Raw genomic sequence first — 22,638 nt, 5'->3', positions numbered from 1 at the left:
GGCGCCACACCTGGCGCCGACAGTGGAACAACAATAAATAATCACTGTGAGGGATACCCGATGTCAGAACATGCTCAAACCCTGAGCTCGGCGGTCAGCGCGAGCACCGGTAGCGAATCGAGAAAAGTCATCTTCGCCTCGTCCTTGGGGACGGTGTTCGAGTGGTATGACTTTTTCCTCTATGGCGCCCTCGCGGCGGTGATCAGCAAACAATTCTTTGCCGGGGTCAACGACACCACGGCGTTTATCTTTGCCTTGATGGCCTTCGCGGCCGGCTTTGTGGTGCGCCCGTTCGGTGCACTGGTGTTTGGTCGCCTGGGCGACATGATCGGGCGCAAGTACACGTTCCTCGTGACCATCATCCTGATGGGCGTGGCGACGTTCTGTGTCGGCCTGTTGCCGACGTATGCCAGCATCGGTATTGCCGCGCCGGTCATTCTGATCGCCCTGCGCATGCTGCAAGGCCTGGCGCTGGGCGGTGAATACGGCGGCGCAGCCACCTACGTGGCCGAACACGCCCCCGCCGGCAAGCGCGGCCTGCACACCAGTTGGATTCAATCCACCGCTACCCTGGGGTTGCTGCTGTCATTGCTGGTGGTGCTGGCCTGCCGCTACTTCACCGGTGACCAGTTCGAAGTGTGGGGCTGGCGCATTCCGTTCCTGTTTTCCATCGTATTGCTGGGCATTTCCACCTGGATTCGCATGAGCCTGCATGAATCGCCGGCGTTCCTGAAAATGAAAGAGGAAGGCAAGGCCAGCAAGGCACCGATCCGCGAATCCTTCGGCAAGTGGGAAAACCTCAAGGTGGTGCTGATTGCGCTGTTCAGCATCAACGGCGGACAAGCGGTGACCTTTTACGCGGCACAGTTCTATGTGCTGTTCTTCCTCACGCAGTTCCTGAAGATGGACCCGGCCCTGGCCAATATGCTGCTCATCATCAGCGTGGTGATTGGGGCACCGTTCTTTATCTTCTTCGGCTGGCTGTCGGACAAGGTCGGGCGCAAGCCGGTGCTGATGCTCGGCCTGCTGCTGGCGACCGCGCTGTACTTCCCGATCTTCAAGGGCCTGGCGCACTACACCAACCCGGCGATGGACCAGGCCAGCCGCCAAGCGCCGATCACCGTGCTGGCCGACCCGGCCACCTGCACCTTCCAGTTCGACCCGGTGGGCAAGGCGCGTTTTGATAGCCCGTGCGACAAGGTCAAAACCTTCCTGGTCAAGCAAGGCCTGCCCTACAGCAGCGCCGCCGCCCCTGCGAGCAGCCCGGTGCAGGTGAGCGTGGGCGACGTGCGCATCGATGGCTTTGACGAGGCGGCCCTGCGCGCTGCCGTGACCCTGGCCGGCTACCCGACATCGGCGGATGTGGCCCAGGTCAACAAGGTGATGGTGGTGGTGCTGATCGTTGTGCTGATCCTGATCGCGGCCATGTGCTACGGCCCGCTGGCGGCGCTGATGGTTGAACTGTTCCCGACACGCATCCGCTACACCTCGATGTCCCTGCCCTACCACATCGGCAACGGCTGGTTTGGCGGGTTCCTGCCGACCGTGTCGTTTGCCCTGGTGGTGTACACCGGCGATATCTTCTACGGCTTGTGGTATCCGGTGGTGGTGACCGGGGTGAGCCTGATTGTCGGGATGTTCTGCCTCAAGGAAACGCGGCACGTGGATATCGATAACAACTGACCCGACCTCCTGAACACCGTAGGTCCCCTGTGGGAGGGGGCTTGCTCCCGATGGCTTCAGTTATCTTTGCATTGACTGATAGGTCGCCATCGGGAGCAAGCCCCCTCCCACATCTGTTCTGCGGCGCCACACAAATTGCTGTACATCCATACAGATAATGGTTGCTCAAATCCCTCGGACTCCGCATCCTGCAAGGCATCAACCCGATCTGATGTGATGACCATGCGGCTGTTCCTCTGTGAAAAACCCTCCCAGGCCAAGGATATTGCGGCCGTGCTCGGCGCCACTCGCCGTGGCGACGGTTGCTGGCTGGGCAACGGGGTGACCGTCACCTGGTGCATCGGCCACCTGCTGGAAACCGCCCCGCCCGATGCCTACGACGCCAAGTACAAGCGCTGGGTGCTCGCCGACCTGCCGATCATCCCGGACAAATGGAAGATGCGGGTCAAGCCCAAGACCGCCAGCCAGTTCAAGGCCGTCAAGCGCCTGCTGGGCGAAGCCCAGGAGCTGGTGATCGCCACCGACGCCGACCGTGAGGGTGAAATGATCGCCCGCGAGCTGGTGGAGCATTGCCGCTATCGCGGGCCGATCCAGCGGCTATGGCTGTCGGCGCTGGACGACGCTTCCATTCGCAAGGCCCTGGCTGCGCTCAAACCCGGCGCCGAAACCTTCAGCCTGTACCACTCGGCCCTGGGCCGTTCCCGCGCCGACTGGCTAATCGGCATGAACATGAGCCGCCTGTTTACCTTGCTAGGCCGTCAATCCGGTTACCAGGGCGTGCTGCCGGTGGGCCGCGTGCAAACCCCGACCCTGCGCCTGGTGGTGGACCGTGACCGCAGCATCGCCGATTTCGTACCGGTGGCCTACTGGGCCATCGATGTCGACCTGCGCCACGCGCACATGACCTTCACCGCCCAATGGCGCGCCACCGACGACGCCTGTGACGATCAAGGCCGCTGCCTCAACCCGCAACTCGCCCGAGACGCCGCCGACGCCATGACCCACGCTGCCAGCGCGCGACTGGTGAAGTTGCGCACCGAACGCATGCGCGAGGTCGCCCCGCTGCCCTTCGACCTGGGTACGCTGCAGGAAATCTGCTCGAAGAAGCTCGGCCTCGGCGCCCAGGAAACCCTGGACATCGCCCAATCGCTCTACGAAACCCACAAGGCCATCACCTACCCACGCAGCGATTGCGGCTACCTGCCCTTGAGTCAGCATGGCGACGCGGCGAAGATCCTTGCCGCGTTGGGCCGTGCCGACGCGGCGGTCAACGAACTGATGCCGCATATCGATCCCCAACGCCGCTCGCGGGCGTGGAACGACGCCAAGGTCAGCGCCCACCATGGCATCATTCCCACCGGCGCCGGCAAGGATGTCGGGCAGCTCACCGGCAAGCATCGGGCGGTCTACACACTGATTCGCGCGCGCTACCTGGCGCAGTTTCTGCCCAACCATGAATATGATCGCACCCAGGCGGATTTCGACTGTGCAGGCCAGGCGCTGCGCGCGGTGGGCAAAGTCGTCATCGAAGCGGGCTGGAAGCGCGCGCTGCCCGAAGCCCTTGCACCGGCCAAGGGCCGTGAGGCGCCGGCACCGCAAGCCCTGCCGGCACTGGTGCAGGGCCAGGATTACGCCGTCGCCAAGGTCAACCTCAAGGACCTGTGGACCCAGCCGCCCAAACCCTTCACCGAAGGCGACCTAATCAAGGCGATGAAAAACGTCGCCAAGCTGGTGGAAGATCCGCTGCTCAAGCAAAAGCTCAAGGACACCACCGGCATCGGCACCGAAGCCACCCGCGCCGGGATCATCCAGGGCCTGCTGGACCGGGGCTACCTGATGAAGAACGGCAAGGCACTCTCGGCCACCCCGGCGGCGTTCAGCCTGATCGATGCAGTGCCCCGCGCCATCGCCGACCCGGGCACCACCGCGATCTGGGAACAGGCGCTGGACATGGTGCAAAGCGGCGAAATGAGCCTGGAAGAGTTCGTCGCCAAACAAGCGGCCTGGATGAGCAAGCAAGTGGCCCGCTGCAACGGCATGCGCATGACCATTACCGGCCCTGCCAGCCCGGCAGGCCGCGGCGCCACACCGTGGAAAAAGAAGCGCACGGCCGCACCCCGCAAGACGGCGGCCAGCCCGAAGCGAGCGAAAAAGCCGACAAGTACCGGGTAAACCATGAATAAATCCGGGGTATGACGTTTTTTGACGGGTTTAACGCCGCTTTGGTCCTTGCTACCGCGCGGGCCGTCTAGGATTCTGTAGGGGATTGCAGACGTCCCAACAACAATACCGGAGTGGCCGCCATGAAAACCGTCTCAGAAGTACTCAAAGCCAAAGACAAGCAAAACCAGGAAGTCCACACCATTGAATGGGACCACACCGTATTCGAAGCGTTAGTGGTGATGTCATCGAAAAATGTCGGGGCCTTGCCGGTCGTCAAGCAGGGCGAGGTGGTTGGCATCATCAGCGAACGTGACTACGCACGAAAACTGATACTCAAAGGCCTCTCTTCAGTCACCACCAAAGTCCATGAGGTCATGAGTTCTCCAGTCATAACGGTTGATGCCCATAAAACGGTCGAAGAATGCATGAACATCATGACCGACAGTCACCTGCGCCACTTGCCGGTGGTCGTCGACGGAAAACTGCTGGGTTTGCTCTCCATCGGCGATCTGGTCAAGGAGGCCATTGCCGAACAAGCCAACCTGATCAAGCAACTGGAGCAATACATTCGCGGCGAATAGGAGACCCCATGCTCGACTTGCTCGAACATCAGGAAGACCACCTCGATATCCTGCACCGGACCATGGCCGAACGGCGTTTTCTGGTGCTGACCGGGGCGGGAATCAGCACGTCGTCGGGTATCCCGGACTACCGGGACAGCGAAGGCATACGCCGGGGCAAGGCGCCGATGATGTACCAGGAGTTCCTCGCCACCCCACAAGCGCGCCGCCGTTATTGGGCACGGGCGATGCTGGGCTGGCCACGGGTGCGCATTGCGCAGCCGAACCAGGCGCACTTGGCTCTGGCCGCCTTGCAACACCGCCAGCGTATCAGCGGGCTGATCACGCAAAACGTCGACACGTTGCATGACCAGGCCGGTAGCCAGGATGTGATCGAGCTGCACGGCAGCTTGCATCGCGTGCTATGCCTGGATTGCCAGCGGCCCAGCGCACGCAATGTGATCCAACGGTTGATGGAAACCGAGAACCCCTACCTGGCCGGCGTCGATGCCGTGCAGGCACCCGACGGCGATACCCTGCTCGATCCTGCTTTTGAACAACGCTTTCGCGTGCCCCGCTGCCCCCACTGCAACGGCGAACGGCTGAAACCGGACGTCGTGTTCTTCGGCGAGAACGTTGCCCAGGCCACCGCAGCCAGGGCAATGGCGGCGGTGGAGCAAGCCGAGGGTTTATTGGTGGTGGGGTCGTCGCTGATGGCCTACTCGGCGTTTCGCCTGTGCAAGGCGATGGTCGAGCAAGGCAAGCCGGTGATTGCCATCAATCTGGGCAAGACCCGTGGGGATGAGTTGTTGCAGATGAAGATCGCGGCGTCCTGCGAGCGGTTGTTGCCGCTATTGGCAGAGCGCCTGGGATAACCAGAACACTGCGCATCAAAAATGAGTGGGGAACCCGGCCAGGCTAACGAGCTCCGGCGACCCACCGCACAAAAAATGACGCCCAAGTCACACTTCCCCGCACGGCCCCGTCGCCACGACGATTTATGTAGTGATCAAAAATAATCACTACATAACCGTTGACGTAACCTTTTTGTCCTTGCATGATCTAGACGTCTCCCGGATCGGGAGCGTTGGTAACAAGCGTTTTGAACAAGCTCGTCTGACCGCCGAGCTGTTTTTTCCGGATGTGCACTGCCCACAAGGCAGATTGATGAAGCTGACCGACCCAAAGGGTTCGGTACAAGGAGCTCAAACGCTACTTGTCTTCGTTATGAAACCATTGCGTAGCAGTTCATCAGCAAGACTACATGCATCAGGTTCAAGACCCTGCCCGTATTCGGCAGACCGTCACTGACGCCCGGTTTTCGGAACCGGAGACAACTAAGCAGTTTTAACGAATCAATTGATAGATCGCCAACTGGTCAAGGGGCTTACACATGAATCTGAACAACCAACCAACTATCGAACAATTGGCTGAGATGTTCGCAGCGCAGAAAGACACACTCGACGACCATATCCTGTGGATTGGTAAATCGGGCAAAGTCCAAATTGACTGCCTGGCGCCCCATACCGAAGAAGCCGAGTTCGACAGAAATAACCGTGAACTGGCGGCGCGCCTGAAGGTGTACCGCCGTGGCCAGGGTTATGTTGGCAAGAAAGCTGCGGCCGATCGCAACTTTATCGAGCAGGTGTTCGACACACTTAACCACGCGTGGGTATCTTTCAAAGACAGCGCGCAAGTTAAAGTAATCGATCGCTACTCCTAAGTACAACTCAACTAATGTGGGAACTGGCTTGCCAGTTCCCACATTTTTTTATGCAACTTCAAAAGTTGGGGTAACGGCCTTTCCCCGCCTCATCGCGAAAAATATCAAACAACACCTGTGCCGCCGCCGACAGTTCATGCCCCGGTTTGGTCAACACACCAATCGGCCGCTCGATCACCGGATCGGTCAAGGTGATGCAATGGGCGCCCGCCTCCTGCATCTGCTGCGCACATAAGGCCGGCACGGCGCTGACGCCCAGGCCACTGGCAACCATCTTGCCCACCGTCGCCAATTGGTGACTCTCCAACGCCACCGGCAATTTCATCTGCAAGGCACCCAGGTGTTCCTCCAGCATTACCCGCACTGTAGAGGGTCGTTGCAAGGTAATGAACGGTTGCTCCAATAGGCTTTTCCATTCGATTTCAGCGCGCTGTGCCAAGGGTGAATCCGCAGGCACTACGGCAATAAAACGATCCAGGTATAACGGCGTAAACGCCAGCGACGAACCTTCGGACGGTTCGAACGCCACGCCCAACTCGACCTGGCGATCACGGACCATCTCCAGCACCTGTTCGTTGATCAGGTCATGCACCGTCACGTTCACATGGGGGTAACGCGCGCGGAATATCTTCAGGATCGGCGGCAACAGGTTGCCTGCAAACGACGGCATCGCTGCCACCGTCACCCGCCCGCGCTGCAGGGTGAAACGCTGGCGCAGTTCATCCTCGGCGTTGTCCCAATCGGCAATCAACCGACGCGCCAGCGGCAACAAGGATTCCCCTTCAGGGGTCAGCGCGACATTGCGGGTATTGCGGCTGAACAAGCGCCCGCCCAGCCCTTCTTCCAGGCCTTTGATGGTCAGGCTCAGTGCCGATTGAGAGAGGTGCAGCCGCTCGCAGGCAGCAGCAAAACTCAGGCTCTGTGCCACGGCCAGAAAGGCACGCATCTGTTTGACGGTCATGACGTTACTCCGGACGACGGCTCGACTATGCAGTTTTTTAAATCAATCAACCTTAAAAAACAACTTAACAAATCAATCCGTCAGCGCAACACTCGGAACATTGACTGGCCCACAAACAATAAAAGAGGTGCTATATGGCAGGTTTCGATAAACGCGTGGCGTCCTATGAAGAGGCACTGGCAGGCCTGGAAGACGGCATGACCGTGCTCGCCGGCGGCTTTGGCCTGTGCGGCATCCCGGAAAACCTCATCGCCGAGATCAAGCGCAAAGGCACCCGCGACCTGACGGTGGTTTCCAATAACTGCGGCGTCGACGGTTTTGGCCTGGGCGTGCTGTTGGAAGAAAAGCAGATCCGCAAAGTGATCGCGTCCTACGTGGGCGAAAACGCCCTGTTCGAGAAGCAACTGCTCAGCGGCGAGATCGAAGTGGTGCTCACCCCCCAAGGCACCCTGGCGGAAAAAATGCGCGCCGGCGGCGCCGGCATTCCGGCCTTCTTCACCGCCACCGGCGTCGGCACCCCGGTTGCCGAAGGCAAGGAAACCCGCGAATTCAACGGTCGCCCGTACCTGATGGAAGAATCCATCACCGGCGACTTCGCCATCGTCAAAGGCTGGAAAGCCGACCACTTCGGCAACGTCATCTACCGCCACACCGCCCAGAATTTCAACCCGCTGGCCGCCACCGCAGGCAAGATCACCGTGGTTGAAGTCGAGGAAATCGTCGAACCGGGCGAGCTGGAACCGTCGCAGATCCACACCCCTGGCATCTACGTCGACCGGATCATCTGCGGCACCTTCGAGAAGCGCATCGAACAGCGCACTGTCCGCAAATAATCCCTCCAGCCCGAAGAGAATAAGAGGAACAGCACCATGGCTCTCACCCGCGAACAAATGGCTCAACGCGTCGCCCGCGAAATGCAGGACGGTTTCTACGTCAACCTGGGCATCGGCATTCCGACCCTGGTGGCCAACTACATCCCCGAAGGCATGGAAGTGATGCTGCAATCGGAAAACGGCCTGCTCGGCATGGGCCCGTTTCCCACTGAAGAGACCATCGATGCCGACATGATAAACGCCGGCAAACAAACCGTGACCGCGCGCATCGGCGCCTCGATCTTCTCCTCCGCCGAATCCTTCGCGATGATTCGCGGTGGCCATGTCGACCTCACCGTGCTCGGCGCGTTTGAAGTGGACGTACAGGGCAACATCGCCTCATGGATGATCCCCGGCAAGCTGGTCAAGGGTATGGGCGGCGCCATGGACCTGGTGGCCGGCGCGGAAAACATCATCGTGATCATGACCCACGCGTCCAAGGACGGTGAGTCCAAGTTGCTCAGCCAATGCACCCTTCCGCTGACCGGTGCCCACTGCATCAAACGCGTACTGACGGACCTCGCATACCTGGAAATCGACAACGGCGCCTTTATCCTAAAGGAGCGTGCCCCTGGGGTCAGTATTGAAGAGATTGTCAGCAAGACAGCCGGTAAACTGATCGTCCCCGACCACGTTCCGGAAATGCAATTCCAGTGAGGACACATTCCATGCAAGACGTTGTGATTGTTGCTGCCACCCGTACTGCGGTAGGCAGCTTTCAAGGATCGCTCGCGGCCATCCCGGCACCGGAGTTGGGCGCTGCCGTGATCCGTCGCCTACTGGAGCAAACCGGCCTCGACCCGGCCCAGGTGGATGAAGTGATCCTCGGTCACGTGCTCACTGCGGGCTCAGGCCAGAACCCGGCGCGCCAGGCGTCGATCCTCGCTGGCTTGCCCCATGCCGTACCCGCGATGACCTTGAACAAGGTCTGCGGTTCGGGCCTCAAGGCCCTGCACCTGGGCGCCCAGGCCATCCGCTGTGGCGATGCCGACGTGATCATTGCCGGCGGCATGGAGAACATGAGCCTGGCCCCCTACGTATTGCCCGCCGCGCGCACCGGTTTGCGCATGGGCCACGCCAAGATGATCGACAGCATGATCACCGACGGCCTGTGGGATGCATTCAACGACTACCACATGGGCATCACCGCCGAGAACCTGGTGGACAAGTACGGCATCAGCCGTGAAGCCCAGGACGCCTTCGCCGCCGAGTCCCAGCAAAAAGCCGTCGCCGCCATCGAAGCCGGCCGCTTTGCCGATGAGATCACCCCGATTCTGATCCCGCAGCGCAAGGGCGACCCGGTGGCCTTCGCCGTGGATGAACAACCGCGCGCCGGCACCACCGCCGAGTCGTTGGCCAAGCTCAAACCCGCGTTCAAGAAAGACGGCAGCGTCACCGCCGGCAACGCGTCCAGCCTCAACGACGGTGCCGCCGCCGTGCTGCTGATGAGCGCCGACAAGGCCAAGGCCCTCGGCCTGCCCGTGCTGGCGCGTATTGCCAGCTACGCCAATGCCGGCGTCGACCCGGCCATCATGGGCATAGGCCCGGTCGCGGCCACCCGCCGTTGCCTGGAGAAAGCCGGCTGGAACGTGGCCGACCTGGATCTGGTCGAAGCCAACGAAGCCTTTGCCGCGCAATCCCTGGCGGTGGCCAAAGAGCTGGAATGGGACGCCGACAAGGTCAACGTCAACGGCGGCGCGATCGCCATTGGCCACCCGATCGGCGCGTCAGGCTGCCGCATTCTGGTGACCCTGCTGCACGAAATGATCAAACGCGACGCCAAGAAAGGCCTGGCGACGCTGTGCATCGGCGGCGGCCAAGGGGTAGCCCTGGCCCTTGAGCGCAGCTGATTCAAGAGCAACACACGAAAAGGCCCGGCTCCACGAAAAACCGGGCCTTTTTTTCGCCTTCAGTCCGCACGCGCCACCGCAAACACCGCGTTCGCCCGCGCCACGATTTTGTCCCCCACCTGCAGACTCACCGTGGCAAATGCCATTTGCCGGCCACGCTTGTGATGCTCCAGTCGTACCACCATCCACTCCCCCACTTGCACCGCGCCCAGGTAATCCACAGTCATGCTCGCGGTAAGCAACGGCAACGGCGGCTCACTGGAAAACGCCATCGCATAGCCCATGCCGATATCCGCCAAGGTTGCCAACACCCCGCCATGCACCGTGCCACGGCCATTGGCGTGACGGTTGTCGGCGCGCAGGCCGATTTCCAGTTGCAAGCCTTCACCCCGGCAATAGGCCGGGCCTAACAAGTCGAGGAGCGGGCTGCTGCGCGGCAATGAGACAAAACCTTCGGGCACGGCGTGAGCGATCATCGCGGGTTCTTCCTTGGAGTCAGCCATGAGGTGTACCCCAGGCCCCACACAGCGACCATTATCATCAACCGCGCATATCCTCTGCGATGCCTGGGGCTAATTCACCAACCCCGTTCAGGAATGACCTCAGCGCTTCATACAGCGCTGATAGCGCTCATCTACGCGCTGGGCGAACCAGGCGGTGGTCAGGTTGCGGGTGATCTTCGGGCTTTTGAGCACAATGCCCGGCAGGATCGCCCGTGGCAGCGGTTTGCCCGCCGCTGTCTCGGCCAGGGCAAACACGCGTTTGTAGAGCGTGGTCTGCTCAAAATCCAATTGCTCGCCCTGCTCCAACTGACTGCGGATGCTGGGGTTGCGCATGTCCAGCCTGGCGCCGAGGGAACGCACCGCCAATTCGGTGCTGCCGGGCAGCAGCGAGCCGTAGCGGATCAAATCCCCGTCCAGCGCCAACTCGGTGCCTGAGACGCGGCTGACGGCGGCCTGGAACGCAGCGTTGCGGCTGGCGTACCAGCCAGCGTTGAAGTCGGCAAAACGGTATAGCGTCCGGTCATAACTCACCGGGTAGCCGAGCAAATGGACGATGCCGAAGTACATACCGCCACGTCGGGTGAACACTTCCCGACGGATCGTGCCGTCCACCGTGTAGGGATAACCCCGCGACTGCTTCTGCGCAAACTCGATGCTCACTTGCATCGGGCCGGCGGTGTGTACCGGGTTGAAACCACCAAACAGCGTGTTGCCCAACGGCACCATGCTGATGAAGTCATCGAAGATCCCGCTCAAGTCCTTCTCCGTGCGTGCAGCGCTCAACCGATCGGCGTAGGACTTACCGGTGGGCGAACGCAGTTGCAGTGCAGTGCGGACCAACACCGCCGGCACATGCACCTTACCGGCACGGCGCAGGATTTCATCCTGGGCGATCTTGCCCATATTCGGCACGGGGGGATCGACCTGGTAAGTGGACTCTTGCTCGGTCACCGCCAGCACGGCGCAGATGTTTTCGGTACTGGGGTAGATGTGCTGGGTGTCGAAAGCGGTGTAGATATCCTGGGCCCAACCATTGCGATCGGCGACCTTGGCGGGCAGCAGGCGCACGATCTGCGCCTTGACCTCGGCTTCGCTGCGCTCCGGCTGTTGCGGGCCGCGTGAGGTCGCGCAACCGGCCAGTACCAGCAAGGGCGTGAGACACAGGATCAGGCGGCGTAGATGCATGGGGCTTCCTTGGAGGGCGATGGGCCGGGCATTGCAGATATCGACCGGTAAGTCTAACGCGGGTTCGCCCTATGCCTCCCCTCGCCAACACATTGCGAATATGACAGGATTTGTCATCGACCATTCGTACAAGGAGTTTGAATGCCATGCTCAGCATGAACTTTTTCATCACCTGTCTGATCGTCGTGCTGATCCCTGGCACCGGCGTGATCTTTACCGTGTCCACAGGCCTCACGGCCGGTAAGCGCGCCAGCGTGTTCGCCGCGCTGGGCTGCACCGCCGGGATCATCCCGCACTTGTTGGCATCCATCCTCGGCCTTTCCGCGCTGTTGCACACCAGCGCCTTGGCGTTCGAAGCACTGAAATTCGCCGGGGCCGCCTACTTGCTGTACCTGGCCTATGCCACCTGGCGCGATCGTTCGGCCTTTGCGATGAATGATGCGCCAACGACAACCACGGCGCGCAGCCTGATGCTGCGCGGTTTTTTGCTGAATATTCTGAACCCCAAGCTGACGATTTTCTTCCTGGCCTTCCTACCCCAGTTCGTCACACCGGCCAGCACGGCGCCGGCCTTGCAAATGCTGGTGCTAAGCGGCGTGTTCATGGCCATGACGTTTGCGGTGTTTGTGGTATATGGCCTGCTGGCCAATGTGTTTCGCCGCGCGGTGATCGAGTCACCACGGGTACAGAATTGGCTGCGGCGCAGTTTTGCGGCGGCCTTCGCGGGGTTGGGGTTGAACCTGGCGCTTGCACAGCGCTGAAAAACGCTACAACCCACTGTGGAAGCGGGGGTTGCCCGCTCCCACAAGTGGGGTGTTTTAGATGCCTGCCAGCGCCAGGTCCATGGCGAAGTAAGTGAAGATCAGGTCCGCGCCGGCGCGCTTGATCGAACCCAGGGTTTCCCGCACCACCCGGTCCTCATCGATCGCGCCCGCCTGGGCCCCGAACTTGATCATCGCGTACTCGCCGCTGACCTGATACGCCGCCACCGGCAGGCGCGAGGCTTCGCGGATGTCGCGGATGATGTCGAGGTAGGCACCGGCCGGTTTGACCATCAGCGCATCCGCGCCTTCCTGCTCGTCCAGCAGCGATTCACGCACGGCTTCGCGGCGGTTCATCGGGTTCATCTGGTAGCTTTTGCGGTCGCCCTTGAGCGCGCTACCACCCGCTTCACGGAACGGACCGTAAAGGGCCGAAGCGAATTTGGTGGAGTAGGCCATGATCGGAATATGCGTGAAACCGGCGTCATCCAACGCCCGGCGAATGGCCTGGACCTGGCCGTCCATCGCCGCCGAAGGCGCAATCACATCGGCACCGGCACGGGCAGCCGCCACGGCTTGCTTGCCGAGGTTAACCAACGTTGCGTCGTTGTCGACATGGGCGCCATGCATCACGCCGCAATGGCCGTGGTCGGTGTATTCGCAGAAACAGGTGTCGGACATCACGATCATTTCCGGCACGGCATCCTTGATGATCGAGGACATGCGCGAGACCAGGCCGCGCTCTTTCCAAGTGTCGCTACCACTGGCGTCCAGGTGGTGGGACACGCCAAAGGTCATCACCGATTTGATCCCGGCGCGAGCATAACGCTCGATTTCCCCGGCCAGCTTTTTCTCAGGGATGCGCAGCACACCCGGCATGCTGGTGATCGGCACGAAATCATCGATTTCTTCTTCGACGAAAATCGGCAGCACCAGATCGTTGAGGGTGAACTCCGTTTCCTGAAACAAGCTACGCAACTCCGGGGAGCGGCGCAGGCGGCGTGGGCGGGCTTGGGGGAACTGGCTGGTCATGGCTGTCCTGAATATGGCTAAAAACTTTGGGGCGAAAGCGTATGCCCCCCGCGCCCGGCAGCACAAACGCCAGGCAACCAATAGTTTATTGCAATGCACGCAACAATTGCATTGATCTAGAGCTGTAGACGTCCTTCGATACACACCGCGACGGCACCGCCGACCCAGATTTCATCGTCCTGGCGCTCGATGCGGATACGCCCCGCGCGCCCCATCGCCGTGCCCTGGCTGACCACGTAGCGGCTCGGCGCCAGGCCTTCGCCCAATAACCATTGGGCCACCCCGGCATTCAAGCTGCCGGTGGCCGGGTCTTCGGGGGCTCCGTCGCCGGCGATGAACGCGCGCACTTCAAAGTGCGCGTCTACAGCGTCGCGCGCTGGATCGCAGGGTGCAATCACGCCCACCGCCAGACCGAGCAATTGCGCATAATCGGGCTGCAGATCGAGCACCGCCTGGCGGTCGGACAGCATCACCGCCAGCCAACCCGCGCCGTTGTCGACCCACTGGCTGCGCACAATGGCCTCGGGCGCCAGGCCCAACCCCAGGCGCACGCGCTCCAGCAACGCGGCATCCAGCGGGCCCGAACGCAACAACGGCGGCGCGATAAACGCCAGCTCATCGCCTTGGCGACGGATACGCACCAGGCCGATTTCGCACTCCTGGATAATCTCCTCCCCTTGCGCACCCCCCCCCGCCTGCAGCCACGCGTGGCAACTGCCCAACGTCGGGTGCCCGGCGAACGGCAGCTCCTGCAAGGTGGTGAAGATTCTCACCCGGTAGTCAGCCCGTGGATCGCGGGGCGTGAGTAAAAACGTGGTTTCGCTGAGGTTGGTCCACTTGGCGAAGTCGGCCATCTGTTGCTCGCTGAGGCTGTCGGCGCCCAGCACTACCGCCAGCGGGTTGCCTTTGAGCGACACGCTGCTGAAGACATCCAGTTGTTTGAAATCGAAAGTCGGCATGGGCTCAGCTCGGAATGTTCAAGCCACGGATCACCGCCGGACGTGCGACAAAGCCGTCCAGCGCGCGCAGCACATTGGGGAAATCGGCGATGCCGACCAAGTCGCCGGATTCGTAGAAACCGATCAGGTTACGGATCCACGGAAACGTCGCGATGTCCGCGATGCTGTAGTCGTCGCCCATGATCCAAGTGCGGCCCAGCAGGCGTTTTTCCAACACGTCCAGCAAGCGCCGGGACTCGGCGACGTAGCGGTCACGCGGGCGCTTGTCTTCGTAGGCCTTGCCAGCGAACTTGTTGAAGAACCCCACCTGGCCAAACATCGGGCCGATGCCGGACATCTGGAACATCAGCCACTGAATGGTTTCATAACGTGTGGCTGGATCTTCGGAAAGCAACTGGCTGGTTTTTTCCGCCAGGTACAGCAGGATCGCACCGGACTCGAACAGCGCCAACGGCTGACCGCCGGGGCCGTTGGGGTCGATGATCGCGGGAATCTTGTTGTTCGGGTTCAGCGACAGGAACTCGGGCGACAGCTGGTCCTGGGTCTCGAAGCTGACCTTGTGCGCCTCGTAGGGCAGGCCAAGCTCTTCGAGCATGATCGAAACTTTTACCCCGTTGGGCGTGGGCAACGAATACAGTTGCAGACGCTCCGGATGCTGGGCGGGCCATTTGCGGTTGATCGGGAAAGCGGCGAGTGAGTTCATCGGGATATCCCTCGGCGGAAAGCCCCCATGATAATCATCTGCCCGGTATCCTGCATGGGTCATCATTACGCAACATCCCCTCGCTAATCTCCCCCACGGGCGAACCAAAGCGGCCTCGCGGACTCTTAAGTGCGCCTGAACGGTGAATGGAGGCACCTTGCTATAACACTAGGAGCACCGCAGGACGCAGCATGTGTCACTGGCGCCGGGCTTGTCCGCCTTAATCCAACGCACTGAAGACTCGAATCTAATGACAATAAAGCCTCTGTGCCTTACGCGACGCCTCAAACGATATTCATACATCATATTGCCTTTGTTGCTGGTGGGCGGCGTCCTCGGCCTGACCCTGCAATCGCGCATCAGCAGCGCCGAGCCGGTGGACGGCGTGCAAACCCTGGTGTTCCTGCGCCACGGTGAAAAACCCGCCGGCGGCCTGGGCCAGCTCAACTGCCAGGGCCTGAACCGTGCGATGAACCTGGCCACCGTGTTGCCGGAAAAGTTCGGCAAGGCCAACTTCGTCTTCGCCGCCAACCCGACGCGCAATGTCGAGGAAGGCGAAAAAGACAATTCCTACAGCTACATTCGCCCACTCATGACCATCAGCCCCAGCGCAATCAAGCTCGGCTTGCCGGTAAACATCAAGTTTTCGGCAAATGACACCAGCGCCCTCGCCGACGAACTGGTGGAAAATAAGTACCATAACGCCATCATCTACACTGCCTGGTCCCATGGTTATCTGCCGGAATTGATCAACAAGGTAGCCAGTGAAGCGGTGGGCGAAAAGCACACCATCACCGAAGACTGGTCCGGTAATGACTACGACACGCTGTATGTGCTGACACTCACCTGGCATAACGGCAAGGCATCGCTGCTGAGCCGCAACTACAAGCAGGGCCTGAACAACGGCGAACAAACCTGCCCACCGGCGACGCAGGTCAGCGCAGATATCTGAAGGCTAGGCGATAGGGGCGTATGATGCGCGGCTATTGACTCATCTACGGATCAACACCATGTCCAACCTCGCCTCCACCCAGCCCAACCGGGGCTGGTCGTTCTGGTGGAAACCAGCACTGTTCGTGCTGGTCGCCTGCATCGGCCTTTACTACGTGAAGTGGTCTCCCTACTACTTCAAGGCATTTGTCGCCGCCGACAACCACAGCATCGGCGCCTCGATTCTCAATGACCAGCAAACCTCGCCCCTGGCAGCAGCGCTGGCCTATGCCCAGGTGTATTTCCTGGCAATCTGGAAAGCCGCCGTTCTGGCGGTGATCCTCGGCTCGTTGCTGCAAGTGTTGATCCCCCGCGACTGGCTGCTGCGCCTGTTCGGTCGTGCCGGGCTGGGTTCGACCCTGCGCGGCGGGCTGTTCGCCTTGCCCGGAATGATGTGCAGTTGCTGCGCGGCACCGGTGGCGGCGGGCATGCGTCGGCAGCAGGTGTCGGTGGGCGCGGCGCTGGCGTTCTGGATCGCCAACCCGGTACTGAATCCGGCCACCTTGGTATTCATGGGGTTTGTGCTGGGTTGGGGCTTCACGGCGTTAAGGCTGGTGGCAGGGATTGTGCTGGTGGTCGGCGTGTCCCTGGTGGCCCAGCGTATCGCGCGCCCGGAGCAAGTACCGGAAGCGGCGCTGGGGGCGGTGGCCGAGGCCAGCGTGATCGAGTCGCAACCGTTTTTCAGCCGCTGGTTGCGCACCCTGTGGCAACTGTTCTGGAGCACGATCCCGGTCTATATCCTGGCGGTGCTGGTATTGGGCGCGGCGCGGGTCTGGTTGTTTCCCCATGTGGATGGGGCGATGAGCAACAGCCTGCTGTGGCTGGTGCCACTGGCGATTGTCGGCACGCTGTTCGTGATTCCGACCGCCGCGGAGATTCCTATCGTACAAACCATGATGACGCTGGGCATGGGCAGCGGCCCGGCCGTGGCCTTGTTGATGACCCTGCCGAGCGTGAGCCTGCCGTCACTGCTGATGTTGCGCAAGGATTTCGACGCGCGGGTGCTGGTCACGGTGGCCGGTTTGACCATGCTGCTGGGCGTGGTCTGCGGCTTGATTGGAGCGGCGATTCTGTAGGTGGCGGGCGGGGTTGAGGGCCTTATTGCAGGCAAGCATCAACCTCGCAACACACCACGCTCGCGCAAATACTCCAGCACCGCTGCCTGCTCCCCGACAAACTCGATGCGCGCGCCTTTGCTTTCACGCTGGAAGGCGTACATCGGGTCGTAGTACTCGCGCAGCAACCCTTCAATCCATACGCGGTGCAGGTCCACAGCGCCGCTGCGGGCCTGTTCCGCCAGGGCGTCCTGCAGAATCGCCTGCAATCGCTGGAAGCGCTCGCCGCCCAGGCGCTTGTGGATATTGGCCAGGCTCTGGGTCAGGCGCTCACCAAACAGTACGTAGCCGGTTTCGCCAAATACCGCGATGAATTCAGCGCAAAGGTCGACCACGTAATCGCGCAGGATACGTTCGACCCGGCCTTCGACAGTGTCTTCCAACCACACCATCGCGAAGGTCTGCATGCCCTTGTGCAACGGCAACGGCAGCGCACAACTGCCGATCATGCGGCTTTCATCCTCGACCACAAACTGCTCGATGCCGCCCGCGCGTTTTTTCAGCAGGTCCACCGCCAGGCGGTTCTCGAAGTCGATGTTGGACGGTTGCACCGTGGCCCGCTTGCCGAAGCTGGAACCGCGATGGTTGGCGTGGCCTTCCAGGTCCAGCGCATTGCGCAGTTGGCCAAGCACTTCGGTCTTGCCGGTGCCGGTCATGCCGCCCAGCAACACGAAGTCACACTCGGCGACCGCCTGTTCGACGGTGTCCAGCAAAAAGCTGCGCATGGCTTTGTAGCCGCCGCCGACGCGGGGGTACTCGATACCGGCTTCGGTTTTCAGCCATTGCTGCACGATCTGCGAACGCAGACCGCCACGAAAGCAGTACAGATAGCCGTCCGGATTGGCCTGGGCGAACCGCGCCCATTGCTCGATGCGCCCGGCCTTGATTGCTCCGGACACCAGCTCGTGTCCGAGCACGATAGCCGCTTGCTGGCCCTGCTGTTTGTAGCAAGTGCCGACCCGCTGACGCTCGTCATCGGTCATCAGTGGCAGGTTGACCACGCCTGGGAAGGCGCCCTTGGTGAACTCGACCGGCGCGCGGGTATCCATCATCGGGCGGTCGTTGAGGAAGATGTCGCGGTAGTCGGTGATGTCAGTCGCCATCAAAACACCTCTACCGCGTGGGTCTGTCGCTCAACTAATTCACCGATGGGCTCAAGGGTCAGGCCCAGTTCGCGGGCGATCGCATGAAACTCGGCGTCGCCCTCGGGCGTAACGGCGATCAACAGGCCGCCGCTGGTCTGCGGGTCACACAGCACGCGCTTGTGCAGCTCCTGCAGGCGCCCGAGTTTGCTCGCATAACTGTCGAAGTTGCGCAAGGTGCCGCCCGGCATGCAGCCCTGGTCCAGGTAGTCCTCGATCCCGGGCAGGCGTGGGACTTTGTTATATTCGATGCGTGCCGTCACGCCGCTGCCGTCAGCCATTTCCACCAAATGGCCCAAAAGACCGAAGCCGGTGACGTCAGTCATTGCCGTTACACCGGCCAATTTGCCGAAGCGGCTGCCAGGCTTGTTGAGGGTACACATCCAATCACGAGCCAGACCAATATCCGTATCACGTAATTTGCCTTTCTTTTCGGCGGTGGTCAGGATGCCGATGCCCAGGGGTTTGGTCAGGTACAAACGGCAGCCGACGGTGGCGGTGTCGTTGCGCTTCATATGGCGCTTTTGCACGATACCGGTCACGGCGAGGCCGAAAATGGGCTCCGGCGCATCGATGGAGTGACCGCCGGCCAGGGGAATACCGGCCTCGTCGCACACGGAGCGGCCGCCACGGATCACTTCGCGGGCGACCTCCGGAGCCAATACATTTACCGGCCAGCCCAGAATGGCGATAGCCATCAACGGGTCGCCGCCCATCGCGTAGATGTCGCTGATCGCGTTGGTGGCGGCAATCCGGCCGAAATCGAACGGGTCATCGACAATCGGCATGAAAAAATCAGTGGTGGAGACCACGCCGCGCTCGTCGTCGATGGCGTACACCGCCGCATCGTCGCGCGAGGCGTTGCCCACCCACAGGTTCGGGTCAAGGTTCTGTGCGCCGCTGCCAGCGAGGATCACTTCCAATACCTGGGGCGAAATCTTGCAGCCACATCCCGCGCCATGACTGTACTGGGTAAGGCGAATCGGCTCGTTCATGGTGGACCTCAAGCTATCAAGTGCGCGGATTCTAACAGACGGCAAAAAGCCGGCGGGACTCTTACGAGCACAGCCGGCCTTTTTGGGGTTGCTGCGATTACTGACGAGCGGCCAGCAAACGCTTGTGGCGGTTGCGCCGGGCGATGTTCAAGCACTCGATCGCCGCCGAGAACGCCATGGCCGCATACACGTAGCCTTTGGGCACATGGGCACCGAAGCCTTCGGCGATCAGGGTCATACCGATCATGATCAGGAAGCCCAGGGCCAGCATCACCACGGTCGGGTTGTCGTTGATGAACTTGGCCAGCGGCTCAGCCGCCACCAGCATCACGATGACCGAGGTCACCACGGCAACGATCATGATCGGCAAATGCTCGGTCATACCCACGGCGGTGATGATGCTGTCGATGGAGAACACCAGGTCGAGCATCAAGATCTGGCCGATGGCCGCAGCAAAGCCGATGGACACGGCATTGCTGGTGCTGGCCTTCTCTTCAGGCTCCGGGTCCATGCTGTGATGGATCTCGGTGGTTGCCTTCCAGACCAGGAACAGGCCACCGGCGATCAGGATCATGTCCTTCCACGAAAACGCCTGGCCGAAAATTTCAAACACCGGCGTGGTCAACTGCACGATGAACGCAATGGTGCTCAACAGACCCAGGCGCAATACCAACGCCATGCTGATACCGATGCGTCGTGCCTTGGCCCGGTGCTGCTCGGGCAATTTGTTGGTGAGGATCGAGATAAAAATCAGGTTATCGATGCCCAGCACGATTTCCATCACGATCAAGGTGGCCAGTGCGACCCAGGCGGTGGGGCTGGCGGCCAGTTGTACAAGGTAGTCCATAGATCAATCCTGACGTTGTGCTGGGAAATTAGGCTTCTTTACGCGTCGATTCAGACTCGTTTTGCGGCTGATCGTCTTTTTTCTGCGGACTGATCAGGCCTTGGGTCGCTTCACTCAACGCCTGCTCGGCGGCCTTATGGGTTTCGTCGATCACTTGCTTGGCCGACTCGGTGGCCTTGCCCATCACCTGTTGTGCGCTTTTTTCGACCTGATCACAGCCGCTGACCACCACCAATGAAAGCGCAAGCAACGATGCCGCGCCCAGGGAATTGAGTTTCATGATGTTTTCCTCGTTAGAACCATTGGGTCCAAATAGTGGCCCCTCGATAGCGACGCATTCTAGGCAGAGGGACACTTCAGGAAAATTCGTATTTTTCTCGCGTATACTTCGGTTTTAACGAAGTGTAGGCCGGCATGCTCAATTACCGACAGTTGCATTACTTCTGGGTGGTGGCCAAGACCGGCAGCATCGTGCGCGCCTGTGAGCAATTGAACCTCACGCCCCAGACCATCAGCGGACAGATCAGCCTGTTGGAACAAACCTTCGGCATCGCCCTGTTTCAGCGGGTAGGCCGCCAGTTGGAGCTGACCGAGGCCGGGCGCCAGGCCCTGCCCTACGCCGAGCAGATGTTCCAGACCGGCAATGAACTGGAGGCGATGTTGCGCGCGCAGCCGGATGAACAGCAGATCTTGTTTCGGGTCGGGGTGGCGGATGTGGTGCCAAAATCCATCGTCTACCGGCTGATCGCGCCGACGATGGAGCTCAGCGAGCCAATCCGCATCACCTGCCGCGAAGACAAACTCGAACGCCTGCTCGCCGATCTGGCGATCCAGCGCCTCGATCTGGTGATTTCCGACAGCCCCATGCCCACGCATTTGGACATCAAGGGCTACAGCCAGAAGTTGGGCGAATGCGGCATCAGTTTTTTCGCCACTCAAGCGTTGGCTGACCGGCACGGCGGCGTTTTCCCACAGTGTTTGCAGGGGGCGCCATTGTTGATTCCGGGGGCGGAGACGGTGGTGCGCAGCCGCTTGCTGCGCTGGTTTGCCGAGCAGCAGATCCAACCGAAGATCATCGGCGAGTTCGACGACAGTGCATTGATGCAGGCATTCGGCCAATCCGGCAGCGGGATCTTTATCGCCCCCAGCGTGATTGCCGATGAGGTGGTGCGCCAGTATGGCGTCGCGCTGATTGGCCAGACGGATGCGGTGACCGAGTCGTTCTATGCGATTTCGGTAGAACGCAAGGTCAAGCACCCCGGCATCGTGGCGATAACCGAAGGTGCCAGGCGGGAACTGTTCACCGCTCTGCCCTGAGGGTTCAGGCGCTGGTCGGCAGCGGTTTGGCGCTCATCAGCCACAGCGCCAGCAGGATCGACACCAGGATAAACCCCGACGCGGCCAAGCCCAGGCTGGCCAGGCCCAGGGTGTCGATCACATGCCCACCGACCAAGGCACCAAGACCGATACCCAGGTTGGCCCCGGCAATATTCAGCGACGCGGCAAACGCCGGCGCATGCGGTGCGGCCTTCATCAGCCGCACGTGGCTGACCAGGAACATCGCCGCCTGGGTCACGCCCCACACGGCCATCGCCGCGGCCAGGCCGATGGTGGAGTGAATCGCGGGCACCACGGCGACCATGCCGGCTATCATGAACCCGCAGAACACCATCGACGCGATCAAGGGGTGGCGATCCACCGCGCGCCCGCCCAGCGAGTTGCCGATCAGCCCGACCGCGCCAAAACCCATCAGGCACCAGCCGACCAGCGTACCGTCGAACCCGGCCAGGCGTTCAAGGATGTCCGCCAGGTAGGTGTAGGCGGTAAACATGCCGCTGAAGACCAGGATCGACAGCAGGATATGCCCCTGCATCAACGGGCTGCGCAGCAGCTTGAATTGCGAGCGTAACGTCACCTGCGCGTTCTTCGCCTGTGTCACCGGCAGGTAGATAAACAGCAGCAGCGCCTTGGCCAACGCAATCACCGCGAGGATTGCAAACGCGCTGCGCCAGCCGAACATATCGGAAATCAGCGTGCCCACCGGAATGCCGAAGACGGTGGCGCAGACGATCCCGAAGCCGATCTTCTCGATGGCGCGACCGGCGTATTCCGGGCCGACGATGTCCACCGCCGTTTCACTGGCCAAGGCCCAGAACACCGGCAAGCCCAACGCTGGAATCAAGCGCGCCAGGGACATCACCCAGATGTTCGGCGCCAGTGCCGCCACGGTATTTGCCACGGCGAACATGATCAAAATCGTGATGAACAGGCGCTTGCGCTGGAACCGCGCGCAGTAGGCAGTGAGGAACGGGCCGAACGCCGCCACGGTGAACGCAAACAGCGTCACCAGCAGGCCGGCCTGGGACACGCTGACATTCAGGTCCCGGGCGATCGACGGCAACAGGCCGACGATTATGAATTCTGTGGTCAGCACGGTAAAACCGGCGGCCGACAGCAGCAGGATGGGAAACAACATGAAAACTCCAGAAACGACGACATCAACGAAAGCCCGTGGGCCCGCTGACAGATAGGAAAGATTAGAGGCGGCCATGCTAACAGAATCTGTGCGAATTGGCCGCAAATGGGTGACGGAA

The 22,638-nt window shown here is 61.0% G+C and carries 23 protein-coding genes; 12 read left to right on the top strand and 11 right to left on the bottom strand.

Annotated features, from left to right (window positions below):
* Positions 1-60: 60 nt before the first annotated feature.
* The 5 genes from P3S72_RS11350 (at position 61) to P3S72_RS11330 (ending at position 6,129) form a co-directional block, all read left to right on the top strand.
* Positions 61-1,683 (top strand): MFS transporter, encoded by a 1,623-nt coding sequence (locus P3S72_RS11350; RefSeq protein ID WP_276197391.1) that lies wholly within the window; start codon positions 61-63, stop codon positions 1,681-1,683.
* A gap of 222 nt (positions 1,684-1,905) precedes the next feature.
* On the top strand, positions 1,906-3,855 hold the full coding sequence (locus tag P3S72_RS11345) for a DNA topoisomerase III (RefSeq protein WP_276197390.1): 1,950 nt from the start codon (positions 1,906-1,908) through the stop codon (positions 3,853-3,855).
* Between the two features lie 131 nt (positions 3,856-3,986).
* Positions 3,987-4,427, top strand: coding sequence for a CBS domain-containing protein (locus P3S72_RS11340; RefSeq protein ID WP_253394661.1), 441 nt, complete (start codon positions 3,987-3,989; stop codon positions 4,425-4,427).
* 8 nt (positions 4,428-4,435) lie between these two features.
* The gene (locus tag P3S72_RS11335; RefSeq protein ID WP_247406436.1) at positions 4,436-5,281 is read left to right on the top strand and encodes an NAD-dependent protein deacetylase; all 846 of its coding nucleotides are present in this window, start codon (positions 4,436-4,438) and stop codon (positions 5,279-5,281) included.
* A 518-nt stretch (positions 5,282-5,799) separates the two neighbouring features.
* Positions 5,800-6,129: a hypothetical protein gene (locus P3S72_RS11330; protein WP_247406437.1), complete on the top strand. Its 330-nt coding sequence runs from the start codon at positions 5,800-5,802 to the stop codon at positions 6,127-6,129.
* Positions 6,130-6,187: 58 nt separating this feature from the next.
* Here the strand turns inward: P3S72_RS11330 and P3S72_RS11325 are convergent, their stop codons facing one another.
* Entirely contained in the window at positions 6,188-7,090 is a 903-nt protein-coding gene (locus tag P3S72_RS11325) for a LysR family transcriptional regulator (RefSeq protein ID WP_247406439.1), read from the bottom strand.
* A 134-nt stretch (positions 7,091-7,224) separates the two neighbouring features.
* Between P3S72_RS11325 and P3S72_RS11320 the strand changes: the two genes are divergently transcribed.
* From P3S72_RS11320 to P3S72_RS11310, 3 genes are read left to right on the top strand one after another with little or no spacing between them, the layout of a single operon-like run.
* Entirely contained in the window at positions 7,225-7,923 is a 699-nt protein-coding gene (locus P3S72_RS11320) for a CoA transferase subunit A (RefSeq protein WP_010566044.1), read from the top strand.
* Positions 7,924-7,959: 36 nt separating this feature from the next.
* A complete protein-coding gene (locus P3S72_RS11315) occupies positions 7,960-8,619 on the top strand; it encodes a CoA transferase subunit B (protein WP_253394655.1) in 660 nt (219 codons plus the stop codon).
* Positions 8,620-8,630: 11 nt separating this feature from the next.
* Complete coding sequence (locus tag P3S72_RS11310; RefSeq protein WP_276197389.1) at positions 8,631-9,812, top strand: acetyl-CoA C-acetyltransferase; 1,182 nt, start codon at positions 8,631-8,633, stop codon at positions 9,810-9,812.
* 59 nt (positions 9,813-9,871) lie between these two features.
* On the opposite strand, the gene P3S72_RS11305 is transcribed toward P3S72_RS11310, so the two are convergent.
* Positions 9,872-10,288, bottom strand: coding sequence for a PaaI family thioesterase (locus tag P3S72_RS11305; protein WP_276197922.1), 417 nt, complete (start codon positions 10,286-10,288; stop codon positions 9,872-9,874).
* A 126-nt stretch (positions 10,289-10,414) separates the two neighbouring features.
* Complete coding sequence (locus P3S72_RS11300) at positions 10,415-11,500, bottom strand: DUF1615 domain-containing protein (protein WP_276197388.1); 1,086 nt, start codon at positions 11,498-11,500, stop codon at positions 10,415-10,417.
* 146 nt (positions 11,501-11,646) lie between these two features.
* Here P3S72_RS11300 and P3S72_RS11295 point away from each other — a divergent pair, with 146 nt between their 5' ends.
* Complete coding sequence (locus P3S72_RS11295; RefSeq protein WP_276197387.1) at positions 11,647-12,261, top strand: LysE family translocator; 615 nt, start codon at positions 11,647-11,649, stop codon at positions 12,259-12,261.
* Positions 12,262-12,318: 57 nt separating this feature from the next.
* Here the strand turns inward: P3S72_RS11295 and hemB are convergent, their stop codons facing one another.
* The 3 genes from hemB to P3S72_RS11280 form a co-directional block, all read right to left on the bottom strand.
* Complete coding sequence (hemB, locus tag P3S72_RS11290) at positions 12,319-13,293, bottom strand: porphobilinogen synthase (protein ID WP_017847039.1); 975 nt, start codon at positions 13,291-13,293, stop codon at positions 12,319-12,321.
* Between the two features lie 116 nt (positions 13,294-13,409).
* The gene (locus P3S72_RS11285) at positions 13,410-14,252 is read right to left on the bottom strand and encodes a PhzF family phenazine biosynthesis protein (protein ID WP_276197386.1); all 843 of its coding nucleotides are present in this window, start codon (positions 14,250-14,252) and stop codon (positions 13,410-13,412) included.
* 4 nt (positions 14,253-14,256) lie between these two features.
* A complete protein-coding gene (locus P3S72_RS11280; protein ID WP_276197385.1) occupies positions 14,257-14,955 on the bottom strand; it encodes a glutathione S-transferase N-terminal domain-containing protein in 699 nt (232 codons plus the stop codon).
* Positions 14,956-15,205: 250 nt separating this feature from the next.
* Between P3S72_RS11280 and P3S72_RS11275 the strand changes: the two genes are divergently transcribed.
* Positions 15,206-15,907: a histidine phosphatase family protein gene (locus P3S72_RS11275; protein ID WP_276197384.1), complete on the top strand. Its 702-nt coding sequence runs from the start codon at positions 15,206-15,208 to the stop codon at positions 15,905-15,907.
* A 58-nt stretch (positions 15,908-15,965) separates the two neighbouring features.
* A complete protein-coding gene (locus tag P3S72_RS11270) occupies positions 15,966-17,021 on the top strand; it encodes a permease (protein WP_276197383.1) in 1,056 nt (351 codons plus the stop codon).
* A 38-nt stretch (positions 17,022-17,059) separates the two neighbouring features.
* Here the strand turns inward: P3S72_RS11270 and mnmH are convergent, their stop codons facing one another.
* The 4 genes from mnmH to P3S72_RS11250 form a co-directional block, all read right to left on the bottom strand.
* On the bottom strand, positions 17,060-18,163 hold the full coding sequence (gene mnmH / locus P3S72_RS11265) for a tRNA 2-selenouridine(34) synthase MnmH (RefSeq protein WP_276197382.1): 1,104 nt from the start codon (positions 18,161-18,163) through the stop codon (positions 17,060-17,062).
* Complete coding sequence (selD, locus tag P3S72_RS11260) at positions 18,163-19,197, bottom strand: selenide, water dikinase SelD (RefSeq protein WP_276197381.1); 1,035 nt, start codon at positions 19,195-19,197, stop codon at positions 18,163-18,165. The genes mnmH and selD overlap by 1 nt, the downstream gene beginning before the upstream one ends.
* A gap of 97 nt (positions 19,198-19,294) precedes the next feature.
* Positions 19,295-20,044, bottom strand: coding sequence for a TerC family protein (locus P3S72_RS11255; protein ID WP_276197380.1), 750 nt, complete (start codon positions 20,042-20,044; stop codon positions 19,295-19,297).
* Between the two features lie 28 nt (positions 20,045-20,072).
* Positions 20,073-20,324, bottom strand: coding sequence for a hypothetical protein (locus P3S72_RS11250; RefSeq protein WP_247404422.1), 252 nt, complete (start codon positions 20,322-20,324; stop codon positions 20,073-20,075).
* 134 nt (positions 20,325-20,458) lie between these two features.
* On the opposite strand from P3S72_RS11250, the gene nhaR reads away from it, so the two are divergent.
* The gene (gene nhaR, locus P3S72_RS11245; protein ID WP_247404425.1) at positions 20,459-21,361 is read left to right on the top strand and encodes a transcriptional activator NhaR; all 903 of its coding nucleotides are present in this window, start codon (positions 20,459-20,461) and stop codon (positions 21,359-21,361) included.
* 4 nt (positions 21,362-21,365) lie between these two features.
* On the opposite strand, the gene P3S72_RS11240 is transcribed toward nhaR, so the two are convergent.
* Positions 21,366-22,520, bottom strand: a complete 1,155-nt coding sequence (locus tag P3S72_RS11240; RefSeq protein ID WP_276197379.1) for an MFS transporter — start codon at positions 22,518-22,520, stop codon at positions 21,366-21,368.
* Between the last annotated feature and the right edge of the window lie 118 nt (positions 22,521-22,638).

The organism is Pseudomonas sp. D3 (assembly GCF_029320995.1).
Lineage (GTDB): Bacteria > Pseudomonadota > Gammaproteobacteria > Pseudomonadales > Pseudomonadaceae > Aquipseudomonas > Aquipseudomonas paraveronii.
Note: the sequence above shows the minus strand (reverse complement) of the source record. Positions and strands in the feature narration are given on the sequence as shown.